Origin of the sequence: Candidatus Galacturonatibacter soehngenii, assembly GCF_008830185.1 — a bacterium.
GTDB lineage: Bacteria > Bacillota > Clostridia > Lachnospirales > Lachnospiraceae > Lachnotalea > Lachnotalea soehngenii.
Genome location: NZ_WAGX01000004.1, coordinates 86,101 through 108,185 on the forward strand (window position 1 = coordinate 86,101; position 22,085 = coordinate 108,185).

Annotated in this window: 22 protein-coding genes and 1 other RNA gene; 16 read left to right on the forward strand and 7 right to left on the reverse strand. The window is 33.2% G+C overall.

What is annotated here, in order from left to right; translation table 11 throughout:
* Positions 1-26: 26 nt before the first annotated feature.
* Positions 27-554, forward strand: a complete 528-nt coding sequence (locus F7O84_RS03000) for a DUF5662 family protein (protein ID WP_151141819.1) — start codon at positions 27-29, stop codon at positions 552-554.
* Positions 555-585: 31 nt separating this feature from the next.
* Here the strand turns inward: F7O84_RS03000 and F7O84_RS03005 are convergent, their stop codons facing one another.
* Positions 586-1,677 carry a PTS sugar transporter subunit IIC gene (locus F7O84_RS03005; RefSeq protein ID WP_151141821.1) on the reverse strand — a complete coding sequence of 364 codons (1,092 nt, stop codon included), beginning with the start codon at positions 1,675-1,677 and terminating at the stop codon, positions 586-588.
* Positions 1,678-2,092: 415 nt separating this feature from the next.
* Between F7O84_RS03005 and gpmI the strand changes: the two genes are divergently transcribed.
* Positions 2,093-3,634, forward strand: a complete 1,542-nt coding sequence (gpmI, locus tag F7O84_RS03010) for a 2,3-bisphosphoglycerate-independent phosphoglycerate mutase (RefSeq protein ID WP_151141823.1) — start codon at positions 2,093-2,095, stop codon at positions 3,632-3,634.
* Between the two features lie 85 nt (positions 3,635-3,719).
* Here the strand turns inward: gpmI and F7O84_RS03015 are convergent, their stop codons facing one another.
* On the reverse strand, positions 3,720-4,595 hold the full coding sequence (locus F7O84_RS03015; protein ID WP_151141825.1) for an AraC family transcriptional regulator: 876 nt from the start codon (positions 4,593-4,595) through the stop codon (positions 3,720-3,722).
* A gap of 146 nt (positions 4,596-4,741) precedes the next feature.
* Between F7O84_RS03015 and secG the strand changes: the two genes are divergently transcribed.
* The 8 genes from secG (at position 4,742) to F7O84_RS03055 (ending at position 12,290) form a co-directional block, all read left to right on the forward strand.
* The gene (gene secG, locus F7O84_RS03020) at positions 4,742-4,981 is read left to right on the forward strand and encodes a preprotein translocase subunit SecG (RefSeq protein ID WP_151141827.1); all 240 of its coding nucleotides are present in this window, start codon (positions 4,742-4,744) and stop codon (positions 4,979-4,981) included.
* Between the two features lie 213 nt (positions 4,982-5,194).
* Positions 5,195-7,345, forward strand: a complete 2,151-nt coding sequence (rnr, locus tag F7O84_RS03025; RefSeq protein ID WP_151141829.1) for a ribonuclease R — start codon at positions 5,195-5,197, stop codon at positions 7,343-7,345.
* Positions 7,346-7,349: 4 nt separating this feature from the next.
* On the forward strand, positions 7,350-7,817 hold the full coding sequence (smpB, locus tag F7O84_RS03030; RefSeq protein ID WP_151141831.1) for an SsrA-binding protein SmpB: 468 nt from the start codon (positions 7,350-7,352) through the stop codon (positions 7,815-7,817).
* A 10-nt stretch (positions 7,818-7,827) separates the two neighbouring features.
* A complete protein-coding gene (locus tag F7O84_RS03035) occupies positions 7,828-8,061 on the forward strand; it encodes a hypothetical protein (RefSeq protein WP_151141833.1) in 234 nt (77 codons plus the stop codon).
* Positions 8,062-8,149: 88 nt separating this feature from the next.
* Complete coding sequence (locus tag F7O84_RS03040) at positions 8,150-9,016, forward strand: MurR/RpiR family transcriptional regulator (RefSeq protein WP_151141835.1); 867 nt, start codon at positions 8,150-8,152, stop codon at positions 9,014-9,016.
* A 191-nt stretch (positions 9,017-9,207) separates the two neighbouring features.
* Complete coding sequence (locus F7O84_RS03045) at positions 9,208-10,452, forward strand: PTS transporter subunit EIIB (RefSeq protein ID WP_151141837.1); 1,245 nt, start codon at positions 9,208-9,210, stop codon at positions 10,450-10,452.
* A gap of 10 nt (positions 10,453-10,462) precedes the next feature.
* The gene (locus F7O84_RS03050; protein ID WP_151141839.1) at positions 10,463-11,275 is read left to right on the forward strand and encodes an MBL fold metallo-hydrolase; all 813 of its coding nucleotides are present in this window, start codon (positions 10,463-10,465) and stop codon (positions 11,273-11,275) included.
* A gap of 130 nt (positions 11,276-11,405) precedes the next feature.
* Positions 11,406-12,290: a DUF2935 domain-containing protein gene (locus F7O84_RS03055; protein WP_330578713.1), complete on the forward strand. Its 885-nt coding sequence runs from the start codon at positions 11,406-11,408 to the stop codon at positions 12,288-12,290.
* Positions 12,291-12,557: 267 nt separating this feature from the next.
* Here F7O84_RS03055 and ssrA read toward each other — a convergent pair.
* The 3 genes from ssrA to F7O84_RS03070 all read right to left on the reverse strand — a co-directional run bounded on the left by ssrA (position 12,558) and on the right by F7O84_RS03070 (position 14,318).
* Positions 12,558-12,905, reverse strand: a transfer-messenger RNA (tmRNA) gene (ssrA, locus tag F7O84_RS03060).
* Positions 12,906-12,998: 93 nt separating this feature from the next.
* Complete coding sequence (locus F7O84_RS03065; RefSeq protein WP_151141841.1) at positions 12,999-13,769, reverse strand: Sir2 family NAD-dependent protein deacetylase; 771 nt, start codon at positions 13,767-13,769, stop codon at positions 12,999-13,001.
* 369 nt (positions 13,770-14,138) lie between these two features.
* Positions 14,139-14,318 carry a hypothetical protein gene (locus F7O84_RS03070; protein WP_151141843.1) on the reverse strand — a complete coding sequence of 60 codons (180 nt, stop codon included), beginning with the start codon at positions 14,316-14,318 and terminating at the stop codon, positions 14,139-14,141.
* Between the two features lie 226 nt (positions 14,319-14,544).
* Here F7O84_RS03070 and F7O84_RS03075 point away from each other — a divergent pair, with 226 nt between their 5' ends.
* The 5 genes from F7O84_RS03075 (at position 14,545) to F7O84_RS03095 (ending at position 19,379) form a co-directional block, all read left to right on the forward strand.
* Positions 14,545-15,084 (forward strand): hypothetical protein, encoded by a 540-nt coding sequence (locus F7O84_RS03075; RefSeq protein ID WP_151141845.1) that lies wholly within the window; start codon positions 14,545-14,547, stop codon positions 15,082-15,084.
* A gap of 15 nt (positions 15,085-15,099) precedes the next feature.
* Positions 15,100-15,783 (forward strand): response regulator transcription factor, encoded by a 684-nt coding sequence (locus F7O84_RS03080; RefSeq protein ID WP_151141847.1) that lies wholly within the window; start codon positions 15,100-15,102, stop codon positions 15,781-15,783.
* Positions 15,783-17,270 (forward strand): sensor histidine kinase, encoded by a 1,488-nt coding sequence (locus F7O84_RS03085; RefSeq protein ID WP_151141849.1) that lies wholly within the window; start codon positions 15,783-15,785, stop codon positions 17,268-17,270. Before F7O84_RS03080 ends, F7O84_RS03085 begins: the two co-directional genes overlap by 1 nt.
* A 97-nt stretch (positions 17,271-17,367) precedes the next feature.
* On the forward strand, positions 17,368-18,087 hold the full coding sequence (locus tag F7O84_RS03090; RefSeq protein WP_151141851.1) for a hypothetical protein: 720 nt from the start codon (positions 17,368-17,370) through the stop codon (positions 18,085-18,087).
* Positions 18,088-18,206: 119 nt separating this feature from the next.
* On the forward strand, positions 18,207-19,379 hold the full coding sequence (locus F7O84_RS03095; RefSeq protein WP_151141853.1) for a serine hydrolase domain-containing protein: 1,173 nt from the start codon (positions 18,207-18,209) through the stop codon (positions 19,377-19,379).
* A gap of 74 nt (positions 19,380-19,453) precedes the next feature.
* Here the strand turns inward: F7O84_RS03095 and F7O84_RS03100 are convergent, their stop codons facing one another.
* Both F7O84_RS03100 and F7O84_RS03105 read right to left on the reverse strand, forming a co-directional pair.
* On the reverse strand, positions 19,454-20,005 hold the full coding sequence (locus F7O84_RS03100) for a DUF6609 family protein (protein ID WP_151141855.1): 552 nt from the start codon (positions 20,003-20,005) through the stop codon (positions 19,454-19,456).
* A 286-nt stretch (positions 20,006-20,291) separates the two neighbouring features.
* Positions 20,292-20,867, reverse strand: a complete 576-nt coding sequence (locus F7O84_RS03105; RefSeq protein ID WP_151141857.1) for an N-acetylmuramoyl-L-alanine amidase family protein — start codon at positions 20,865-20,867, stop codon at positions 20,292-20,294.
* 205 nt (positions 20,868-21,072) lie between these two features.
* Between F7O84_RS03105 and cysK the strand changes: the two genes are divergently transcribed.
* Positions 21,073-22,002, forward strand: a complete 930-nt coding sequence (gene cysK / locus F7O84_RS03110; RefSeq protein ID WP_151141859.1) for a cysteine synthase A — start codon at positions 21,073-21,075, stop codon at positions 22,000-22,002.
* The last annotated feature ends 83 nt before the right edge of the window (positions 22,003-22,085 follow it).

Sequence of the window (22,085 nt, forward strand, 5' to 3'; positions counted from 1 at the left end):
CGTAACTATTAGACCGAGGAATTAAGATGAATGCAATACAACACTTTAAAACAATAACAAAGCATAAAATATTTGTCATGAAAGGCTGTTTTCAGATTGGATTATATAAACAAGGAATTTTGCATGATTTGTCCAAATATACTCCAGCAGAATTTTTAATTGGCTGTAAGTATTACCAAGGGGTGAGAAGCCCGAATAACGCAGAAAGAGAGAGCAAAGCCTATTCAGAAGCGTGGATGCACCATAAAGGAAGAAATAAGCACCATTATGAATACTGGACGGATTATAGTTTGGATGGAAGAGGAATCGTACCTGTATCAATGCCGAGAAAATATGTGGCAGAAATGTTTATTGATAGAGTCAGTGCTTCTAAAATATATGAAAAAGAAAATTATAATCAAACCAAGCCTTTGGAATATTTCTTACAGGGAAAAGGACATTATAATATGTCACAAAAGACAAGTGATGAGCTTGAACTATTATTAAGAATTCTTGCAAAAAAAGGAGAAAAGGCTACCTACAAGTACATAAGAAAAAAATTCTTACATAAATGAATCAAGTGTTAACTTGTAGGCAACCTTTTCATTATAAGTCAAGCTTCATATCGCCTTCTAGAATGAGTCCCTTTTTACGCATAAATTCTGATATTACAAGAGTGATAATTGCTGGAAGAATAAAATGCATCAATAAAATTTTAATCAATAAAAGAGTTGAACCGTCTATTGCAAGCATTGTATTCCATGTCATAATCTGTCCAACAAATCCAGCAGTTCCCATTCCAGAGCCTGTAGCGTTATTTTCCATATGAAAAATTAATGTTCCAATTGGGCCAAGAATAGCACTTGAAAGAATCGCTGGTAACCAGATAATTGGCTTTTTTACAATATTTGGGACTTGAAGCATTGAGGTTCCAATTCCTTGTGCAACAAGACCGCTTACCTTATTTTCTCTATAACTAGCCACGGCAAATCCTACCATATTGCAACAACACCCTATTGTTGCAGCGCCTGCAGCAAGTCCAGACAAGCTAAGACTGATACCAAGTGCAGCAGAGCTAATTGGCAGAGTTAGAATAATGCCCATTAAGACGGATACGATGATGCCCATTAGTAAAGGTTGTTGAACGGTGCCCCAGTTGATTAATTCACCAAGTCTAATCATAAAAGCGGCAATAGGCTTTCCGATAAATAAACCAGCAAAAGAACCGCTTAAGATTGAAACCAAAGGAGTAACAAGAATGTCTATCTTGGTTTTTCCAGATACGAAGTTACCTAATTCAATACCAATGTAAGCGGCAACAAAGGAACCAAGTGGCTCACCAGGCCCAATGAATAAAATTGCTTCATTTAAAGTTAAGCTTCCAAGACTTCCACTTACAAGTACACTTCCAGCTAATATTTTGCTTGCAAAAGCGCCTACCATACCAGCACTAGCCGCAGATAATAAAACAAGAGGGCTTGTTTTTAATTTAAAGGCAACTCCACACCCAATTCCTGCACCTGTCAAAGCCGCAGCAACTTTTCCAATCAGATATAAGATGTCTCCTATATTTCCCCCGATAAGATTGCCGATTTGTTGGATAATGGTTCCTACAATCAGAGTAGAAAAAAGTCCAAGAGCCATTCCGCTAAGTCCGTCAATGAAAATTCGATTGAGTAATTTTTTTATTTTATCCATAGATGTTCTACCTTTCTTATTCATACACCAAAGTTTATAACTGTATATACATATGTACAATCACAAGATAAAGAATAGCATATTTGTATGTTTTGCGCAAGAGAGTTTATTTATGCTTATTTTTCTTGTTTTAACTTCGGAATAATACATATCTAGTTTTAATGTTTCATTCGTTATGAAATTATGATATTGCTAATGCAATTGCATATACTATAAGTTGAATCAAGAAAGGGTTTCTCATATCTTTGATGAAATAAAAGAGTTCTTTCATTCATAAGTGATGTTAGTAATTGAGAAAAAGTGATGAGTAGAACGTTTTTACTTGTGCAAAAATAGTTGAAATATAGGAAGAAATAGAGTAGAATTTGAAAGTAAGATAGACAAATAATTAACATTTTTATAAAGGAGATATAAAATGAGTAAAAAACCTACAGTTTTAATGATACTTGATGGATTTGGTTTAAATGAAAGAAAAGATGGAAACGCAGTTGCGATTGCAAATAAACCAGTTATTGATAATCTTATGGCAACATATCCATATGTTAAAGGTTACGCAAGTGGTATGGCAGTTGGACTTCCAGACGGGCAGATGGGTAACTCAGAAGTTGGACATTTGAACATGGGTGCTGGACGTATTATTTATCAAGAGTTAACCAGAATTACAAAAGAAATCAATGATGGTGATTTCTTTAAAAATGAAGCGTTTCTAAAAGCAGTAGAAAATGTAAAAGCTAATAATTCAGCACTACATTTATTTGGTTTGTTATCAGATGGTGGTGTTCATAGCCATATTACTCATCTTTACGGCTTATTAGAATTAGCAAAACAAAATGGATTAGAAAAAGTTTATGTACATTGCTTCTTAGATGGACGTGATACTCCTCCTGTATCTGGAAAAGGTTTTGTAGAAGCACTTTCAGAGAAGATGAAAGAAATTGGAGTTGGTGAAATTGCATCTGTTATGGGACGTTACTATGCAATGGACCGTGATAACAGATGGGATAGAGTAGAACTAGCTTACAATGCGATTGTAAAAGGAGAAGGTGCTTACACAGATTGTGCAATCAAAGGAGTTCAAGCATCCTATGATGAGGGTAAGAACGATGAATTTGTAACACCTACTGTAGTTACAAAAGATGGAAAGCCAGTTGCAACAATTGCAGATCAAGATTCTGTCATTTTCTTTAACTTTAGACCAGATAGAGCAAGAGAGATTACAAGAGTATTCTGTGATCCTACATTTGAAGGCTTTGCAAGAGAAAAAAGACTTGATACAACTTTTGTATGTTTTACAGAATATGATATAACAATTCCTAACAAATACGTAGCATTTCATAAGGTTGCGATTACAAAAACTTTTGGAGAATTTTTAGCAGAAAATGGCAAAACACAGGCAAGAATTGCTGAGACAGAAAAATATGCCCATGTAACCTTTTTCTTTAACGGTGGAGTAGAAGAACCATACAAAGGTGAAGATAGAATTTTAGTTAAATCACCAAAAGTAGCAACTTATGATTTACAACCAGAGATGAGTGCCTATGAAGTATGTGACAAACTTGTAGAAGCAATCAAATCAGAAAAATATGATGTCATTGTAGTAAACTTTGCAAATCCAGATATGGTTGGTCATACAGGTATCGAAAATGCTGCGGTTAAAGCAATCGAGGCAGTGGATAGCTGTGTTGGAAAAACATATGAAGCGATCAAAGAAGTAGGCGGACAGATGTTTATTTGTGCAGACCATGGAAATGCAGAACAATTAGTAGATTATGAAAACGGTGGAGCCTTTACCGCGCATACAACAAATCCAGTACCATTTATTTTAGTAAATTATGATGAGGCATATACATTAAGAGAAAATGGTTGTCTGGCAGATATTGCTCCTACATTAATTGAAATGATGGGAATGACTCAACCAGCAGAAATGACAGGTAAATCATTATTAATTAAGAAATAATTAAAAATAAAAAGGCAATGGACGTAACGTATCCATTGCCTTTTAAAATGCTAAAAAAATGAATTTCTTAGTTATCTTAAACTTATCACTGTACCCAATCCTTACGATATCTAGATGCAGTAATATTTTCAGATTTTTTAAATACCTTGTTAAAATAACTAGTATCAGGAATACCACATTCGCAGGCGATTGCCTCGATACTTTTATCAGTAAAGCGAAGTAATTTCTTGGCCAAATTGATTCGTTGTAAAAGAATGTAATTGCCAATAGTTACGCCATATTGAGCTTTGAATTCTCTTGCTAAATGAAATTTGCTGATATAAAATTGTTCAGCCAACTGATCCAAAGATATTTTGCTTTGATAGTTCTCATCAATAAACGAGCGGATGGAAGAAAGCTTTAATGAGATATTATGGTTGCTATATTCTGACATCTTCTTTGATTCCGTAAAACATAAGGTTAAAATGTCGGTTATTAATTTAGAGATAATGAGTTCTGTTAAGGTATTGTTTTCATTATGGGCTTCCATTATTTTATGAATGATGGATACAAACTGAGTGGGTGTATCGGTTTGGAAAACAAAATTCGGGACTTGTTCCACAAATAAATTATAATAACTTCTTGCGTGAACTCCATTAAAATGAACCCACATAAGTTCCCATGGATCGTCTTCACTGCTTTGATGCGAGTAGGGTTGTTTACAATCAATTAATACACAATCCGACGTATTTAATGCATATGTTTTATCTTTCACAGTCAAAATCCCTTTGCCAGACAATACAATAATAAAAAGAAAGGAGTTTAAATTTGCTCGCTGACATTTATGGCTTTTTAAGCTTTTTAATGTACCCGCTTCCTGCATATAAAAGAGAGAGGATTTTGCAAAGGCACTAGGTGTATGAAGCACACGTTCCGACTTTGTGATATCTGATTGAGGAAAGGATTCATAAAAAGTATTCATTAAGTTCCTCCATAGTAGTATAATAAATATAATAATTATACTACAGTTATCAATGAAAGAAAATAAAAATTCTTACTAGCAAAATAAGGTTGAAAAATAGATAGTGCTGTGTTAAAATGTTTACGTTGACTATAGGAGGTGTAACTATGGAAATTTTAAGAATCATTTTAACAATAATTTTTGTTATAGATTGTATCGCATTAACTATTATTGTATTATTGCAAGAAGGAAAATCAGCAGGACTTGGAGCTATTGGTGGTGGAGCAACAGAGACATTCTGGAGCAAAAACAAAGGACGTTCAATGGAAGGTGCTTTAGAAAAATCCACGAAATTTTTAGCGATTTTATTTATGATTTTAGCAGCAGTATTAAACATTAATTTTTAGTTGTTATAAGTAAATATCAGGCAGATAAACACTCTTGTATAAGGGTGTTTTTTTCATATAATAGGAAAGTTCTTCAGAGAGAGAAAGCAAATATACTTATTTGGAATATTATGCTATAATAAAATGATATAAAATGCAGTAATAAGGTTAAGAATATTCAATATTACATATGATAAGAAAAAGAATTGTCATTACGATAAGGAGTTTGAGAATATGGAGAAAGAATTACTAGAAGAACGTAAAAAAGTAATATATGAACTGATTTGTGATGAATTATATATACCAATGAAAATGAAAGAGATTGCAAGCTTATTGCAAGTTCCAAAAGAAGACAGAGAAGATTTAAAGATTGTTCTTGATGAACTTTTAGCAGATGGAAAGATTGAAGTATCAAAGAAGGGAAAGTTTTCAAAGGCAAGTGGAAAGTTTTTGACTGGGATATATACAGGACATCAAAAAGGATTTGGTTTTGTAACCGTTGAAGGAATGGAAGAGGATATTTTTATATCGGAGAGTTCCGCAAATGGAGCAGTCCACAAGGATACGGTTCAAGTGGTTTTAACAGAAGAAAAAGGTGGTAAGCGAAAAGAGGGAGCCGTTGTGAAAGTGTTGTCACACGGAATGAAGGAACTAGTTGGCACCTTTCAAAAAAGTAAGAGTTTTGGTTTTGTTGTGACGGATAATACAAGGTTTGCAAAAGATATTTTTGTACCGTTAGAACGCTCCAAAGGAGCAGTAACAGGACACAAAGTAGTGGTTGAAATAACAGATTTTGGTTCCAATTCCAAAAAACCAGAAGGAAAAGTAAAAGAGATAATAGGACACATTAATGATCCAGGAACCGATATCATGTCCATTGTAAAGGGGTATGAATTACCAGTTGATTTTCCTGAAAGAGTAATGAATCAAGTAGAAAATGTCTCGAGTGAAGTAACAGGAGCAGATATGGCAGGTCGTATGGATATTAGAAGCTGGCAGACCGTTACGATTGACGGCGAAGACGCAAAGGATTTAGATGATGCCATTACACTAACAAAAGAAGGCGATTTATATAAACTAGGTGTTCACATTGCAGACGTAACTAACTATGTACAAGAAAGAAGTGCTCTAGATGTGGAAGCATTAAAGAGAGGAACTAGTGTATATTTGGTAGACAGAGTCATTCCAATGCTTCCTCATAAGTTGTCAAATGGAATTTGCTCCTTAAACGCTGGAGTAGACCGACTTGCTCTAAGCTGTATTATGACAATTGATGGAAACGGTAACATGATTGACCATAAGATTGCAGAAACAGTTATTAATGTAGATCGCAGAATGACATATACAAGTGTAAAAAAGATTTTAGAAGATAAAGACGAAGCTGAAATGGAAGAATACAAAGAGTTAGTTCCAATGTTTTTAAGAATGGAAGAATTGGCAGGAATATTACGAGAAAAGAGAAGAAAAAGGGGCTCTATAGATTTTGATTTTCCAGAATCTAAAATTATACTTGATGCAAAAGGAAAACCACTTGATATTAAACCATATGAAAGAAATGTTGCTACGAAAATAATAGAAGATTTTATGCTTGCAGCAAATGAAACGGTGGCACAGGATTATTTCTGGCAAGAGTTACCGTTTGTTTATCGTGTACATGATAATCCAGACCCAGAAAAGATTCAAAAACTTGCGCTTTTTATTAATAATTTTGGTTATGGTATCAAAGCAACAAAGGATGAAATTCATCCAAAGGAATTACAAAAGTTATTACAAAAAATTGAGGATACACCAGAAGAGGCACTCATTAGCAGATTGACTTTAAGATCCATGAAGCAGGCAAAATATGCAACGATAAGTACGGGACACTTTGGATTAGCTGCTAAATATTATTGTCATTTTACATCTCCAATCAGACGTTATCCAGATTTACAAATTCATCGCATTATTAAAGATAATTTGCGTGGAAGAATGAATGAAAAACGTATGGAACATTATCATAAAATATTACCTGAGGTTGCAGTGCAGTCAAGTGCAATGGAAAGACGTGCAGATGAGGCAGAGCGTGAAACAGAAAAATTAAAGAAAGTGGAATATATGCAAGAGAGAATTGGCGAAGTCTTTGATGGAGTTATTTCTAGTATAACCACTTGGGGAATTTATGTGGAGCTTGCGAATACAGTGGAAGGCTTGGTTCATGTAACATCTCTTGAAGATGATTATTATTACTATGATGAAAGTGTTTATGAAATGGTAGGAGATAAGACTGGTAATCGATATAAACTTGGCCAAAAGGTAAAAGTAAAGGTATTTGCAACAGATAAAATTTTAAGAACCATTGATTTTAAAATTGTTTTAGATGAGGAAGAAGTAGACTTGGAGGAGTAATAACATGCCAAAAGATAGTTTTAAATTAATTGCAAATAATAAAAAAGCTAGATTTGATTATTTTATAGAAGATACATTTGAGGCAGGTATTTCATTGCATGGAACCGAGGTAAAATCTCTTAGAATGGGAAAGTGCAGTGTAAAAGAAGCATTTATTCGAATTGAAAAGGGAGAGGTTTATTTGTATAACATGCATATTAGCCCATACGAAAAAGGGAATATCTTTAATAAAGATCCTCTTCGTATTAAGAAGCTTTTATTGCACAAATATGAGATTAATAAGATAGCAGGTCAGTTAGCTGCCAAAGGGTATACGGTAGTTCCTCTTCAAGTATATTTAAAAGGAAGTCTTGTTAAGGTGGAAATTGGCCTTGCACGAGGTAAAAAGTTATATGATAAGAGACAAGACATTGCAAAAAAAGATCAAAGGCGAGAAGCAGAAAAAGATTTTAAGGTGAAGAATTTATATTAAGGAGAAAAACATGGTACCAGTAACAAAAGAAGAACTATCCAAAATGGTAACACAGACGACGAGAGAAGTATATGAGGAGCTAACCCCTCAACTTATTATGATTTTGGAGCAAACCAAAAAGAATGAACAACTATCAGCAGAACAAAAGCAAGATGAAATTATGCTTGATATGATGGGATTTGTAAAATCTTGCACCAATGAAATTATGATAGAAGTATTGGCAGAAATACTAGGAATTGATTAATGAGTAAATGATTAATGAGTAAATGAATAACAAAGAATGAAAGGGCGAGTGTATCGCTCTTTTCTATATTTGAAAGGACGGAAAAGGAATGTTACTTTATAAATTACAAAAGAAGGAAGGCTTATCAAACAGTGAGCAAATATTAGCGGATTTTATTTTAGAGAATACGCTAAGAGTCTGTAATATGAGTAGCAGAGAGATATCAGCAGAAGCATATGTATCATCAGCTACCGTTGTTCGCTTTGCAAAGAAAATGGGTTTTGAAAGTTTTGAACAATTCAAAAGACAGCTCTATGCAGAATGGGTTAGTAATGGTAATAAGTATACATCAATTGATGCAGATTTTCCTTTCGATGCGGATACTCCATATGAAACTATTTTTGATCGAATTGCAGAACTTGAGAAAAAAGCGATTCAGGAAACACGGGAACTTATTAAGTACGATAAGTGGGAACTATTAATAAATGACATTGCAAATTGTAAATCAATTGATATTTATGGAGAAGGAGTTTCCTATGAGATTACAGATTGCTTTATTAGCAATATGAACCGTCTTGGCTATAATATATTTATGGAAAAAGATAGTGCCAGACAAAAATATCGAAGTACAAACCTATTTCCAGATCACTTTAATCTTTTTTTATCTTATTCAGGTGAATCCGCCTTTAGCTTATCAATTGCAAAAATGTTTCATAAACACAAATTAAAATCATTGTCCATTACAAGTGAGATACCCAATCAGTTAATGTATCAAACCACATATCACTTATCAATTGCAAGGATGGAAGGGCGAATCACAACAGGAGGTATCTCAACCATGTGCTCAACCATTTCCTTTATTTTTCTTTTGGACTTAATTTATGCCTGTGTGTTTCAAAAAAAGTATGAAAGCAATCGACAGCATATTCATGAAAACATTGCTCTTGCAGAAGAATTTCGCTTAAGTGGTAAATAAAATGATATTTTTTGTTGCCTTTAATTTTAATCAAGTGTTTATATGAAACAATGTTTCAAAATGCTGTATTCTTCTTTGGATTCCATGAAACGATTAGTCAAAACGCCCATAAAATATTTACTTTTGAATCTATAATTGTTATAGTTGCCTTGTCTAAAGGAATTGCCTAGGGCAAAAGGAGGATTTTAAGTATGGGAAAGAAAGATACCTATAACAAAACCGCAAAAGAAGTATTACAAGCAGTTGGCGGCAAAGATAATGTGATTCAGGTAACACATTGTATGACAAGATTACGCTTTAATCTAAAGGATGACAAAATCCCTAATCAAGAAAAGATTAAGCAAATTGATGGAGTTGCAGGCGTTGTTCAATCAGGAGGTCAGTATCAGGTTATAATTGGAACCACAGTAGAACCAGTTTATGCAGAACTGATTCAAATCGGTGGATTTGCAGAACAAGAAGCAGTAAAGGATAGTATTGACCAGAAGAAAGAAAAGTTGAGTCCAAAGTCTATCCTTGGAGCTATGTTTGATTACTTATCTGGTAGCTTGACTCCTTTGATTCCAATCTTACTAGTAGCATCCTTATGTAGAACGGTTGCAGCAGTATTGGGACCTCAATTAATTGGTGCAATTTCAGAGGAAAGTAGTTTGTATATTTTGTTCACCTTTGTTGGAGATGCAGGATTTTACTTTTTACCAATATTTATCGGATATTCTGCTGCGAAGAAAAGAAATTGCAGTATTCCAATTGGTATGTTATTAGGAGCAGTCTTAATACATCCAACACTTATTAATATGGTAACAAATGAGAGTTCTCTACATGTATATGGAATCCCTGCCATGATTAATAATTATGCAAGTACAGTAATACCAATGATTTTAATTATATGGGCAATGTCTTATGTGGAAAAATTCTTTAAGAAATATTCACCAGATGTGCTAAAAGTTTTTCTTGTTCCGTTTGGTACCTTAATAGTAATGCTTCCTCTTTCCTTGTGTGTGTTGGCACCAGCGGGTGCGTTTTTTGGAACATATATTTGCAATGCGATAATTAGTGTGAATAGTGTTGCTGGACCACTTGGTGTTGCAATAGCCTGCGCCTTTAAATTCAAGAAGCGTGAAAACCGCACACTTACTATAAGCTATATTATTACTTGGTTTATTGGAGGGGTTGGAGAACCGTTATTATATGGTTTAAATGTTCCATATAAGACGCCATTATATGCAAGTGCAATAGCTGGGTTTATTACAGGATTAGTAGCTGGATTCTTAAATTTAACAGCATATATATTAAGTACAAGTAATGGTATTTATTTAATACCTGCTTTTGTAGGAGGGTCAACCTCTAATTATATAGCATTGGGAGTTACGCTTTTAGTCGGTTTGGCAAGTGGTTTTATTGTGATGTACTTTATGAAATTAGAGGAAAAATAAAGGAGTAAGAATGACATACTATCAGTTAGAAAAATTAAGTGAAAGATTATATCGAATTATAGAAATAGGAGATGTTTGCTGTTATCTGGTAGTCGGAGAGAATAAGGCATGTCTTTTAGATACCGGTTGTGGTTATGGAAACCTAAAAGAATATGTTGAAACCATAACGGATAAACCTGTGTTTGTGATACTAACGCACGGACACCATGATCATATGGGAGCGGCAGCATTGTTTGACGAAGTATATATGAATCATGATGATATGCCTGTTTTTAAAGAGTTTGGTGTTATGCAAAGGCGGCTACAAGATGCCAGAGAACATGAAAAAACAAAACATTTTACCTCAAAAGATCTGATTCCAACAAGAGAAAGTGAAATCAAAGATATTAGAGATGGCGAAGAATTTGATTTGGGTGGAATTACTATCAAAATGATTCAAGTAAAAGGGCATACACCTGGAATTATGTGCCCTTTACTAGTAGAAGATAGAAGTATTATTTTTGGTGATGCATGTGGTGTTAGTGTTCTTTTATTTGATAAATACAGCTCCAATGTATCGGAATATAAAAACAGCTTACTAAAGTTAAAACAATATGAAGAGAAGTACGATCGTATCTATCGAAATCATGGAACGTTTTGGTCACCAAAAGAACTGCTTGATAATGTAATAGAATGCTGTGATCTTGTTTTAGAAGGAAAGGATGATCATCAGCCAACCATGATTCATGGCTTTGAGTTATTTGCAGCTAAGTCCATTAATGAATTTGGCCGCATTGACAAAAAGCAAGGAAATATCATGTATGCTATGGAAAAAGCAAGATAAGCAAACGCTCTTAATAGAATCAAATATGAGAAATTTACTATAAGCTTAGTGACAATATTATTACTTTAATCATATAATAGAAAAAAACAAATTGGAAATCTAATATGATTAATCAAGAACAATATGTAATTTGGTCATTAGAATTGCATATATTTTTCGGCCGAATTATGAAAGAACATTCTTTTTTCTAGAGGCCGGATTTACACCCGCAAACCCAAATTTTTCAAAGGTTGCCGATCAATACAAGGAACAATTTGAAATTGTTTTAAATAATGCAGTAATCTTAGGAAACGGAGTCATTTCACCTGATGTTGTAAACTCTGGTGAAATAGTTACAGATTACACACTAAGAAGTGAACAGATGACAGAAAACTTTACCGGAATTGACATTAATAAAAGTATTACCAGATTAGAACGAGAGCTTCAAGGAAGTATGAACCCTATGATTAGCCCAAGCTTGGTAGCACAAGTCAAAAAGCTCAATACGCAGACAATCCCACTACTAGAGGGGCTGATTGATTTTAAAACACAGGTATTAAATAATGTCTTATCTTGTAAAATGTTTACGGTGAATTATCCGTTACTGATAGAGCATATTTTACGTGAAGCAAAAATGTATTTGAGTCACATTTGTTCATTAGAGAATGGAGAAAGTATCGATGATAACATAAAAGATATTGAACTATTTTGGGATCAAATTATGTTAGAACATGCTTTATTTATTAGGGGATTACTTGATCCAACGGAAATTGATCTTATTAATACATCAAATGATTTTGCCCAGGATTATGCTGACTTATTGCAAAGTGCGCGAAATGCCACGGATATGACGATAGAAGGCATTACGGACGTAACACTAGCACAGACTATGAAGTATCGTGACTTTAAAGCAGCAGGCACAGAGGGGATTGCAGAATGTAAGATACGTAGTATTATTTTACCGCTTTTAGGCGATCATGTACTGCGTGAAGCAAATCATTTTATTCGTTTGTTACAACAATTTAGTAAAGAATGATGGTAAGATAATTAAATGTTTTAGGGGCTCGCACTAAGCAATTGTGCACAGCCCCTCTTTTTATGCTCGTGCCCTGTTAAGCTGGCAAAGCGAGCGAAAGATAACTAATAGGCACTACATTGAAGAGGGTATTCTAATATAGTTTCAGAAAAAAATAAAACCTACTACATAATCGTAGAGGTTTTTATCTTTTTATAAAACGTAAATTTTATCCTTGTGAAGTACGAAGCCCGAATTGGCATAAAGTACTCTGATGTGGATACTTAAATATGGAGCTGAGGGGAATCGAACCCCTGTCCGAAAGTTCTTCCATTAAGGCTTCTCCCATTACAGTCATTATATTAACATTCCCTCTATCCACCGCCTAATGACAGGCTTTGGATTTTAGTAGCTTCATGAAATCTTTTATTTCCTCAAAGCTTTGGAAACAAAGTGCCTCGCAAGTTCGAAGCCGAGCTCTTAAGCAGCGAGTGGCTTAAGGTCGACTGCTGCCACTAGGCAGCGTACGCTAAATTTTCGTCTGCGTTTATATTTATTTTACGGATTATTGACGCGGTCCCGCACCGCGAATGGCTACCTAAACTTCTAAACCCCCGTCGAAACCAGTACAACCCCCTAGGTTGTTGGTATGCAAACGTAAGTTTATTATAAACGAACAATATTTTTGTGTCAACTTGATTTTATAATCCATTTTTTACATTTTTTAGTTTATTTATTAACAACATCTAGATTATCATACATAATGTGTAATTTCTCATCCTCTTTAATCTTGGAGAGAACATTTCTTGCCTTGTCATAGATGATATGATTTGCTTTCCTATCACTTTCATGTGGATGCTCTTTGATAAGAACAGATTTAGAACCGTGATAATGACACAAGTAATCACTAAATTCATCATTAAAACCAGTATCTAATATTAGAAGAAGATCAGCAGTGGCAATTGCATCATGTGCCTTAGTAAGCTTGTTGTTATCAATAATTTCTCCAAACATTTTAATCTCAGGTCGAATGGGAGATTGGCACTCTAGACATTTAGGAATCCCCTTACTTTGCATAATGTACTTTGATGAATATTTTTGACCACATTTTGGACAAAAGTTTTCATAAATATTACCATACAGATCAATAACATTTTTACAGCCTGCACGCTTGGATAGACCAAAGATACCCTTTGTTATAATGGCTTTTAACTTTCCTTCCTTTTCAAGACTTGAAAGTTTGTAAAAGGCAAGGCTTGGTTTGCATTTGTATTGAAGCATTTCTTCTTTAAATATTGAAAAGAATTCCTTGTTTCGTGTTGAATAGAATCCAATGTGAAACACTTCATCCAAAGATTTTTTATATTTATTCTCAAAATAATATGAATAGTCCTGTGTCCAATATGCTGGATAACCACAATCATATGACATGCCCCTTCCACTTAAACACACGATATGATTTGATTTACTAATTAGTACATTCAATTCCTTTACGTCCATAATATATTCCTCCTACAATGCTTATTCAATTATGTCTCTATGTAATAGCTTGTTCTATTCGTTATGTTAGTTTAAAATGTATAATTCATTTGATACTATCAGATACTTTTAAAATATGTATATTTATTTATTAGAATTCCCAAAATATATAGAACATATCAGAGTAAATAGTAAACGAAAAGAAGTCACAAGCCACATTAACTATGTTATGTTTCAGTCGGAACAATTATTCGGTATGAAGTAATATTCCATATTAAATATATTGTTTGAAAAAATATACAATTATTTATATTAAAATAACAAGGTAAAACTGCTAATTAAGAGACGGTTTTACCTTGTTAAAGCAAAAGAGAGAGACGAAGTACTTATTTAATAAAACTTCATATTAGATACATAGCTTTGCATGGCTTCCTTTGTTTTTATATTTCTAGCACCTTCTACCAATTCATCTTGCTTACTTTTTGGTAGCTTAGAAAATTGATTTAAAACATCACTATGCATGACAAGTTCCATAGTAAATCCAATTGGCAATTCTTCGTTATTGATCATAATATCATCACCTCCTTAAGTAGTGTTTGTTAATATATAAAAATTAAACAGTAAGAATAAGTAAATTCTAATTATAAAAAATTGATGATTTAAGTTTAAAGAATGTGTGAACTAACTTGATATCAAATAGATTTCTATAGTAAAGTATAGTAAATAAATAGAATTTTGTTATAAAATCTGTTAAAATATCAAATAGAATGAAATGATGATACGTAGGAGAGATATTATGACAGAGAGGAAAAACGAGTTTGAATTGGAGGGATTTGCTTTTTGTTCCAAACAAGATATGTTAGTGGCTGAAAATGAATTAAAAGGTGTAGAATACCTTAAGAAAAAGACAAATATGAAAAATCCAAAATCAGTCTTAGTAGTATACAATAAAATAGTTGCAGAGGGGCTGTTTCATACCCCGATTGGGATGAAATATCTAATTGAGTTACAAAAATATCTGCTAGAAAACAAAGAGATTGATAATAATAGTGTATCTCAAATTCCAGTAGAACCTTTGCATGAAGGAGTTTCTAAAAAAAATATAGTAGATAAAATCGCTATGGTATTTAGTAATTCAAAAAAAGCATATCGTGAACGATTAAAAATAGCGTTATTAACGAATGTGATTTTAGTTCTTGTTATAGTGGGGATGATCATTATTGCAAAGACATCCAATCAGGTAAACATACTTAATTACGAAGAAAAGCTTATTGATAAATATGCTTCTTGGGAGCAGGATTTAACGGAAAGAGAGAATAAGCTAAAAGAAAAATAAATTGGAGGCGAAATTATGAGTCATGAGAAATTAAAGATTCTGGTTGTGGACGACGAAAGCAGAATGAGAAAATTGGTGAAAGATTTCTTAGTCAAGCAAGATTATGAAGTGATTGAAGCAGCAGATGGTGCCGAAGCCTTAGAACATTTTTACGCAGCAAAAGACATTGCCCTTATTATATTAGATGTTATGATGCCAAAAATTGATGGTTGGCAGGTATGTAGAGAAGTAAGAGAGAGTTCAAAAGTTCCAATAATAATGTTAACTGCAAAAGGTGATGAGCGTGATGAATTACAAGGCTTTGAACTTGGAGTGGATGAATATATTTCCAAGCCTTTTAGCCCTAAAATACTTGTTGCCAGGGTAGAAGCACTTCTTCGACGCGCAAATGTATTAAATAAAGAAGACGTGATTAAAGTTGGTGGTATAGAAGTCAATAAAGTAGCGCATATGGTATATATTGATCAAGAGGCGGTAGAACTAAGTTTTAAAGAATTTGAATTGTTAACTTACTTTATTGAAAATCAAGGAATCGCATTATCCAGAGAAAAAATCTTAAACAGCGTATGGAATTATGATTATTTTGGAGATGCAAGAACAATTGACACGCATGTTAAAAAATTGCGTAACAAGCTTGGTGAGAAAGGGAACTATATCAAAACCATTTGGGGAATGGGATACAAGTTCGAGGTAGAATAATGAGATGGTCGTTGAAACAAGAAATTGCATCCATATTTATTATTTTAATGACGAGTACGATTTTCTTGAATTGGTTTATAAATAATTCGTTTTTAGAGCGATATTATATAGAAAACAAAGAAAATGTGCTTCTTAGTGCATATCGTTTCATTAATCAAGCTGGTAATGAAGGAAGTATGTTAACGGAAGATTTTTATCTTCAATTACAAAAGATTGCTTCCACTGGAAATATCTCTATATTAGTAATGAATACAAGTGGTCAGGTTAGGATGACGACTGTAAACGAAAAAGATATATTAAAAACACAATTATTCAATAATATTTATGGGAAAAATTCAGATGTTGTATCCATATTAAGCGAAGGAAATGGACAAAATTATATTATTCAAAAGACACGAGATAGTCGGATAAATACAGATTACCTAGAGATTTGGGGTAGCTTTGAAAATGGAAACTGGTTTATAATGAGAACGGCACTTGAAAGTATTCGAGAAAGTGTGCAAATCGCAAATCGCTTTTTAGGTTATATTGGTCTTTTTGCAGTTATGATAAGTGCCCTAATCATATGGAATGTATCAGAACAAATATCGAAACCAATCTTAGAGCTTGCACATATTTCAAAGCGAATGACAAATCTGGATTTTGAAGCAAAATACACGCGTGGTGGAAATGATGAAATAGCAATTCTTGGTAACCACATCAATCAACTGTCAGAAACTTTGGAGCAAACGATATCAGATTTAAAAACGGCTAACAATGAGTTAAAGACTGACATTGAAAAGAAGGAACAAATTGATGAAATGCGAAAAGAATTTTTATCCAATGTCTCTCATGAATTAAAAACTCCAATTGCATTAGTGCAAGGATATGCAGAAGGTTTGAAAGAGTGTATCAATGATGACGCAGAAAGCCGAGAGTTTTATTGTGATGTAATCATGGATGAAGCAAATAAGATGAATAAGATGGTACAAAAACTATTGACGCTTAATCAGATCGAGTTTGGTAATGATGTCATAACATTAGAACGATTTGATATCACCACCTTAATCAAAGGCATTATACAGTCTTCCGATATCTTAATAAAGCAAAAAGAAGTAAAAGTAATATTCAAAGAACAAAATCCGATTTATGTATGGGCGGATGAATTTAAGATAGAAGAAGTATTTACGAATTATTTTAGTAATGCGCTAAATCATGTAGCCAATGAAAAAATTATTGATGTGAAAATTACGAGAAAGACAAATACGATTCGAGTATCTGTTTTTAATACAGGAGAAAAGATCCCAGAAAAAGACATTGATAATATATGGATTAAATTTTACAAAGTAGATAAAGCAAGAACGAGAGAATATGGAGGAAGTGGAATTGGACTTTCTATTGTAAAGGCGATTATGGACTCACTCAACAAAAAGTGCGGCGTTATCAATTATGATAATGGGGTTGAATTTTGGTTTGAATTAGACTCCAATCAACCACAAAATATTTAGAAGGATAGCTATTGTTTCAAATATCAAAAAGTGTTAAAATAAATAGAAGTACCTACCAAAGAAAATTGATAGCAAGATACGAAGAAGGGGAAGTTTTATGAAGAAAATATGTATTATATTAATGGCGGTTATTGTTTTGAGTGGATGTGTACAACAGACAAACCTTACCCAACAAGAAAGCGAAGCAATTGCTGCTTATGCTGCAAATATTACGTTAAAGTATGATAAGAACTATAAAAAGAAATTAGTGAATACGGATGCTGAGTTAGTTAAATCAGAAGAAGACGCCGTCCAAGAAAAAGCAAATGATCTTGATAATGACATGATGACAAACGAAGCAATTAACCAGGAAGCAACAACACAAGAAACACAAGACGAACAAGTAAAGGTTCAAGAGGAAAGTATCTCACAATTACTGCAGTTAGATGGATTTCAAATAACATATGAGGGCTTTCTTTATAGTCAACATTTAGAAGATATTAGTGCAGGGAATAGCTATACCGCTAATAGCTTAGATAATAATGAATTTCTAATAATGAATTTTAGAGTTGAAAATACAACGGATGAAACCAAGATTTGTGATGTTTTGTCAATGAGTCCGAGTTTAAAAGTTTCTATTAATGGCAATGAACCAATTAATTCTTTTGCATCGCTTTTGAGCAATGATTTATCTACTCTATACGAAGAAATGGAAGCACATGCATCAAAAAATGTAGTGTTATTAATTGAAATACCACAAGATTATGGTAAAGATATTACGTCTGTTTCGTTAACGGTTACAGTAGCGGGTAAGACATCAACAATAGAACTAAATTAATTACAAGGAGAAGTATTGCATAGCAGTATTTCTCCTATAAACGTTTTATTATAATTTATTACTAAGCAAAGTATATTTCTATTAAGTATATAAATTATGCAGGGGGAGGAGACAAATGCATGAGTAGTAGAATAAAAAATGCAGAACAATCCATGGAACATATCCTTAACATGGAAATTAACAATGGTCAATTAGCAGGAGCAGGAATTAGCGTCATTTATCAAGGGGAAAAAGTGATTCATAAATGTTTGGGATATGCGGACATAGAAAATCAGCGTCATTTTACAGAGGATACTATTTTTCGAATTTATTCTATGAGTAAACCGATTGCTGCGGTTGCAACCATGATACAAGTGGAAAGAGGACTCATTGATATTTTAGCACCAGTATCAGAATATTTGCCTGAATTTAAGAATATGATGGTTCTAAAAGATGATGGACTAGTAAAGGCGAAGCGACAGATTTTAATAAAAGATTTGCTTCATATGACTTCAGGAATTGTATATCCAGATCAAGACGATGCAGGAACTTATATGCAAAGATTGTTTGATGAGATACAAGAAAGATTAGAACATGGAGAAGCAATCTCAACAAGGCAGTTATGCAAATTAATAGCAGAGCAACCATTAGCCTTTCAGCCAGGTAAACAATGGAGATATGGTCTTAGTGTTGATGTAATGGGAGCGGTTATAGAAGAAACAGCACAAATGAGTCTTTCAGACTTTTACCAAACATATATATTTGAGCCTTTAGACATGAAGGATACAGGTTTTTATGTTGAACCAGATAAACAAGAACGATTTGCCCAGTTATATAAATATGAAGACAATAAACTCGTAATTGATAAGGACAGACATTTATGTTTAACAAGTTGCTTAAAACCACCAAGCTTTGAATCAGCAGGTGCAGGAGTGGTTTCAACGATGAACGACTATAATAATTTCGCCCAAATGCTTGTAAATTACGGAACATTTAAAGATGCAAAAATACTAAGTAAAAAATCGATTGAATTATTTCAGCAAAACCACCTTTCAAAGGATCAATTATCTACTGCTTCATTTGATACCTCAATTGGTTATGGTTATGGAAATTTTATGAGAGTCTATAAAGAACCAAAAGAAGCGCAGACACTTGGCTCGATTGGTGAATTTGGTTGGGACGGATGGACTGGTCCATATGTAACTGTGAATCCTATGGAGAATTTAACAATCGTAATGATGTTACAAAGAAGTGGTTATACAAATCCAGCATTGATTCGCAAAATAAGAAATATTGCTTATTCAATTTTGTAGTTTTTTAGGATGTACTATGTTTAGTATATCCTTTTTTGATAGAGGTGTATCCTACGATTACAGTGAAATCTGAATTATTTTCTACTTGAAGTCTGTTTTGAATAAAATAAAAGATAAATTCCAAATACTATTTTTATAATTCCATCAATAAACGCAAATACTATAAATGGAACAGATGTCAGAAACATTCCAAGTATTGCGTTTGCCGAACATAATATAGCAAGTCCTACCATGGAGATACCGTGAACAAAATAGAACGGGAAAATATGCAGACCTACGGCAAGGAATGTGCCTAACCAAATCATTCTCCAATTTTGCATCGGGAAAAATGGGCCAGAGAATACAAACATGAGAGGAAATAAAATCACAATTGCTAAAATTCCCATATTATCTTGAAATTTTGAGGAAGCTCCGACTGATAATTTGTTCGATACTTTTCGATTAATGATTGAGATATAGAATCCGACAATATAGCCAACTGTGAAAATGACTGGATTTATTTTTTGTTCTCCACCAAAATAAGCAGATATAATAATTACAATGCCAACTATAATAAACCATAACCCTGAATTACGCTTGAAATTATATTGTCTTATCTCACCCTTTTTATAACCTAAAAATCCCATAGTTCTTTCTCCTAAATTTTATCAACATCACACAATATTATGTTTCAATTTTATTTTTTACACTCATTTAAATATTGTAACTGAAAGAACGGTATTCGTCTATAAGAATTTAATAAAACAGCAAATCGATTGTCCACAGTAAAAATGCTTGAAAGCCAATTATATTAGGCTATACAAGCATTTAAGAACCTATAAAATGAATCAGAAATGAATACTATAATGTTAAAAAATTAATATACTAATAGATATAGATTTGAGTTTTAAATTTTTGCAAATTACATGAATATTATAGAGGGCTTAGACCAAAATAATTGAGTAGACCACTATAAATTGCATATGCAAAAGCATATTGCTGATTCGCAAGTTTCCAAGCGTCGGAAGCATTTGTGATATACGCAAGTTCAACTAATATCGCAGGCATATTTGTTCTTCTTAGAACATAAAGAGTAGGATTGATAATGATACCATTGTTTTGTGTACCTAACCTTCTCACTATTTCACGTAAAATATCATCTCCAAGCCAATAACTTTCACTATATAAGGATGCGACATATACTTCAGAACCATTAATGTTAGGATTTTCATTTGCATTTACATGTATGCTAATAAAGTAATCTGCTGGCCATTCATTTGCCATATTTACACGTTCATTTAGACTTGATAAGTTATCCGTACCAAGAACTTCCGTTGGAGTAGTTCTAGAAGTACGAACTTCAAAACGTGGGTCAGCTGCCAGTAAATCAGCAAGATATCGTCCTACCATGTAATTAATATCTGATTCATAAATTCCGTTGCCTTCTGCTCCGCTATTGTGGTAACCAATTGGGTTGTGACCCTGATCAATAAAAATGCGGATAGCCAAAATATCACCTTCTATCAATAATAAAGTTGTTTTAATATATGCCTTAGTATTACAAATGTGAACAATATTTAAACATATTATAAAAATTCAAAATATCTATTGACTTATTGTCAAATATGTTGTATAAATTAAACATAGTATTCATACTAAGTAAGTATGAAAAAAGAAATCGAATAAAAACGGGAAAAAATAGGAGGTTTTAATCATGGCAAATATTTATGGTAATATTACAGAATTAGTTGGTAGAACACCTTTAGTTGATTTAAAAAAAATAGCAGCTTCAGAGAATTTGGAAGCAAGGATACTTGGTAAACTTGAATATTTCAATCCAGCAGGAAGTGTTAAAGATAGAATTGCAAAAGCAATGATAGACGATGCAGAACAAAAAGGATTAATAAAAGAAGGATCAACAATTATTGAACCTACTAGTGGAAATACTGGTATTGGTCTTGCATCTGTTGCAGCAGCCAGAGGATATAAAGCAATCTTTGTTATGCCAGAGACTATGAGTGTTGAAAGAAGAAAACTTTTAAAAGGATATGGTGCTGAGATTGTACTAACTGAAGGTGCAAAAGGAATGTCAGGTGCAATAGCAAAAGCAGATGAGTTGGTAAAAGAGATTCCAGATGCAATTATTCTTGGACAGTTTATTAATGAAGCAAATCCAAAGATTCATTTTGAGACAACTGGACCTGAAATCTGGAATGATACCGATGGTAAAGTTGATATATTAGTATCTGGTATTGGAACTGGTGGAACTGTAACAGGAGCAGGTGAATATTTAAAGAGTAAGAACTCAGATATTAAAGTGGTTGCAGTAGAACCAGCAAGTTCACCAGTATTGACAAAAGGAACACCAGGACCTCATAAGATTCAAGGTATTGGTGCAGGCTTTATACCAAAAGTTCTTAATACAAAAGTGTATGATGAGGTCTTAACCGTTGAAAATGATGATGCATTTGCTACTGGAAAGTTAATTGGTGTGACAGAAGGTATTTTGGTTGGTATCTCTTCTGGTGCAGCTCTTTATGCAGCAATTCAATTAGCAAAAAGACCAGAGAATAAAGGAAAGACAATTGTAGCAGTTCTTCCAGATACAGGGGAGAGATATTTGTCCACTCCATTGTTTGATTAATTTGATTCTAATATCATAATAGATACGAATAAACGGTAATTTGAGTGAAATCAGATTGCCGTTTATGTATTTCGTTAAAAAGG

Coding starts and splice junctions, on each gene's coding strand:
- F7O84_RS03000 (WP_151141819.1), top strand. CDS start 27: ATGAATGCAATACAACACTTTAAAACAATAACAAAGCATAAAATATTT.
- F7O84_RS03005 (WP_151141821.1), bottom strand. CDS start 1,677: ATGGATAAAATAAAAAAATTACTCAATCGAATTTTCATTGACGGACTT.
- gpmI (WP_151141823.1), top strand. CDS start 2,093: ATGAGTAAAAAACCTACAGTTTTAATGATACTTGATGGATTTGGTTTA.
- F7O84_RS03015 (WP_151141825.1), bottom strand. CDS start 4,595: ATGAATACTTTTTATGAATCCTTTCCTCAATCAGATATCACAAAGTCG.
- secG (WP_151141827.1), top strand. CDS start 4,742: ATGGAAATTTTAAGAATCATTTTAACAATAATTTTTGTTATAGATTGT.
- rnr (WP_151141829.1), top strand. CDS start 5,195: ATGGAGAAAGAATTACTAGAAGAACGTAAAAAAGTAATATATGAACTG.
- smpB (WP_151141831.1), top strand. CDS start 7,350: ATGCCAAAAGATAGTTTTAAATTAATTGCAAATAATAAAAAAGCTAGA.
- F7O84_RS03035 (WP_151141833.1), top strand. CDS start 7,828: ATGGTACCAGTAACAAAAGAAGAACTATCCAAAATGGTAACACAGACG.
- F7O84_RS03040 (WP_151141835.1), top strand. CDS start 8,150: ATGTTACTTTATAAATTACAAAAGAAGGAAGGCTTATCAAACAGTGAG.
- F7O84_RS03045 (WP_151141837.1), top strand. CDS start 9,208: ATGGGAAAGAAAGATACCTATAACAAAACCGCAAAAGAAGTATTACAA.
- F7O84_RS03050 (WP_151141839.1), top strand. CDS start 10,463: ATGACATACTATCAGTTAGAAAAATTAAGTGAAAGATTATATCGAATT.
- F7O84_RS03065 (WP_151141841.1), bottom strand. CDS start 13,769: ATGGACGTAAAGGAATTGAATGTACTAATTAGTAAATCAAATCATATC.
- F7O84_RS03070 (WP_151141843.1), bottom strand. CDS start 14,318: ATGATCAATAACGAAGAATTGCCAATTGGATTTACTATGGAACTTGTC.
- F7O84_RS03075 (WP_151141845.1), top strand. CDS start 14,545: ATGACAGAGAGGAAAAACGAGTTTGAATTGGAGGGATTTGCTTTTTGT.
- F7O84_RS03080 (WP_151141847.1), top strand. CDS start 15,100: ATGAGTCATGAGAAATTAAAGATTCTGGTTGTGGACGACGAAAGCAGA.
- F7O84_RS03085 (WP_151141849.1), top strand. CDS start 15,783: ATGAGATGGTCGTTGAAACAAGAAATTGCATCCATATTTATTATTTTA.
- F7O84_RS03090 (WP_151141851.1), top strand. CDS start 17,368: ATGAAGAAAATATGTATTATATTAATGGCGGTTATTGTTTTGAGTGGA.
- F7O84_RS03095 (WP_151141853.1), top strand. CDS start 18,207: ATGAGTAGTAGAATAAAAAATGCAGAACAATCCATGGAACATATCCTT.
- F7O84_RS03100 (WP_151141855.1), bottom strand. CDS start 20,005: ATGGGATTTTTAGGTTATAAAAAGGGTGAGATAAGACAATATAATTTC.
- cysK (WP_151141859.1), top strand. CDS start 21,073: ATGGCAAATATTTATGGTAATATTACAGAATTAGTTGGTAGAACACCT.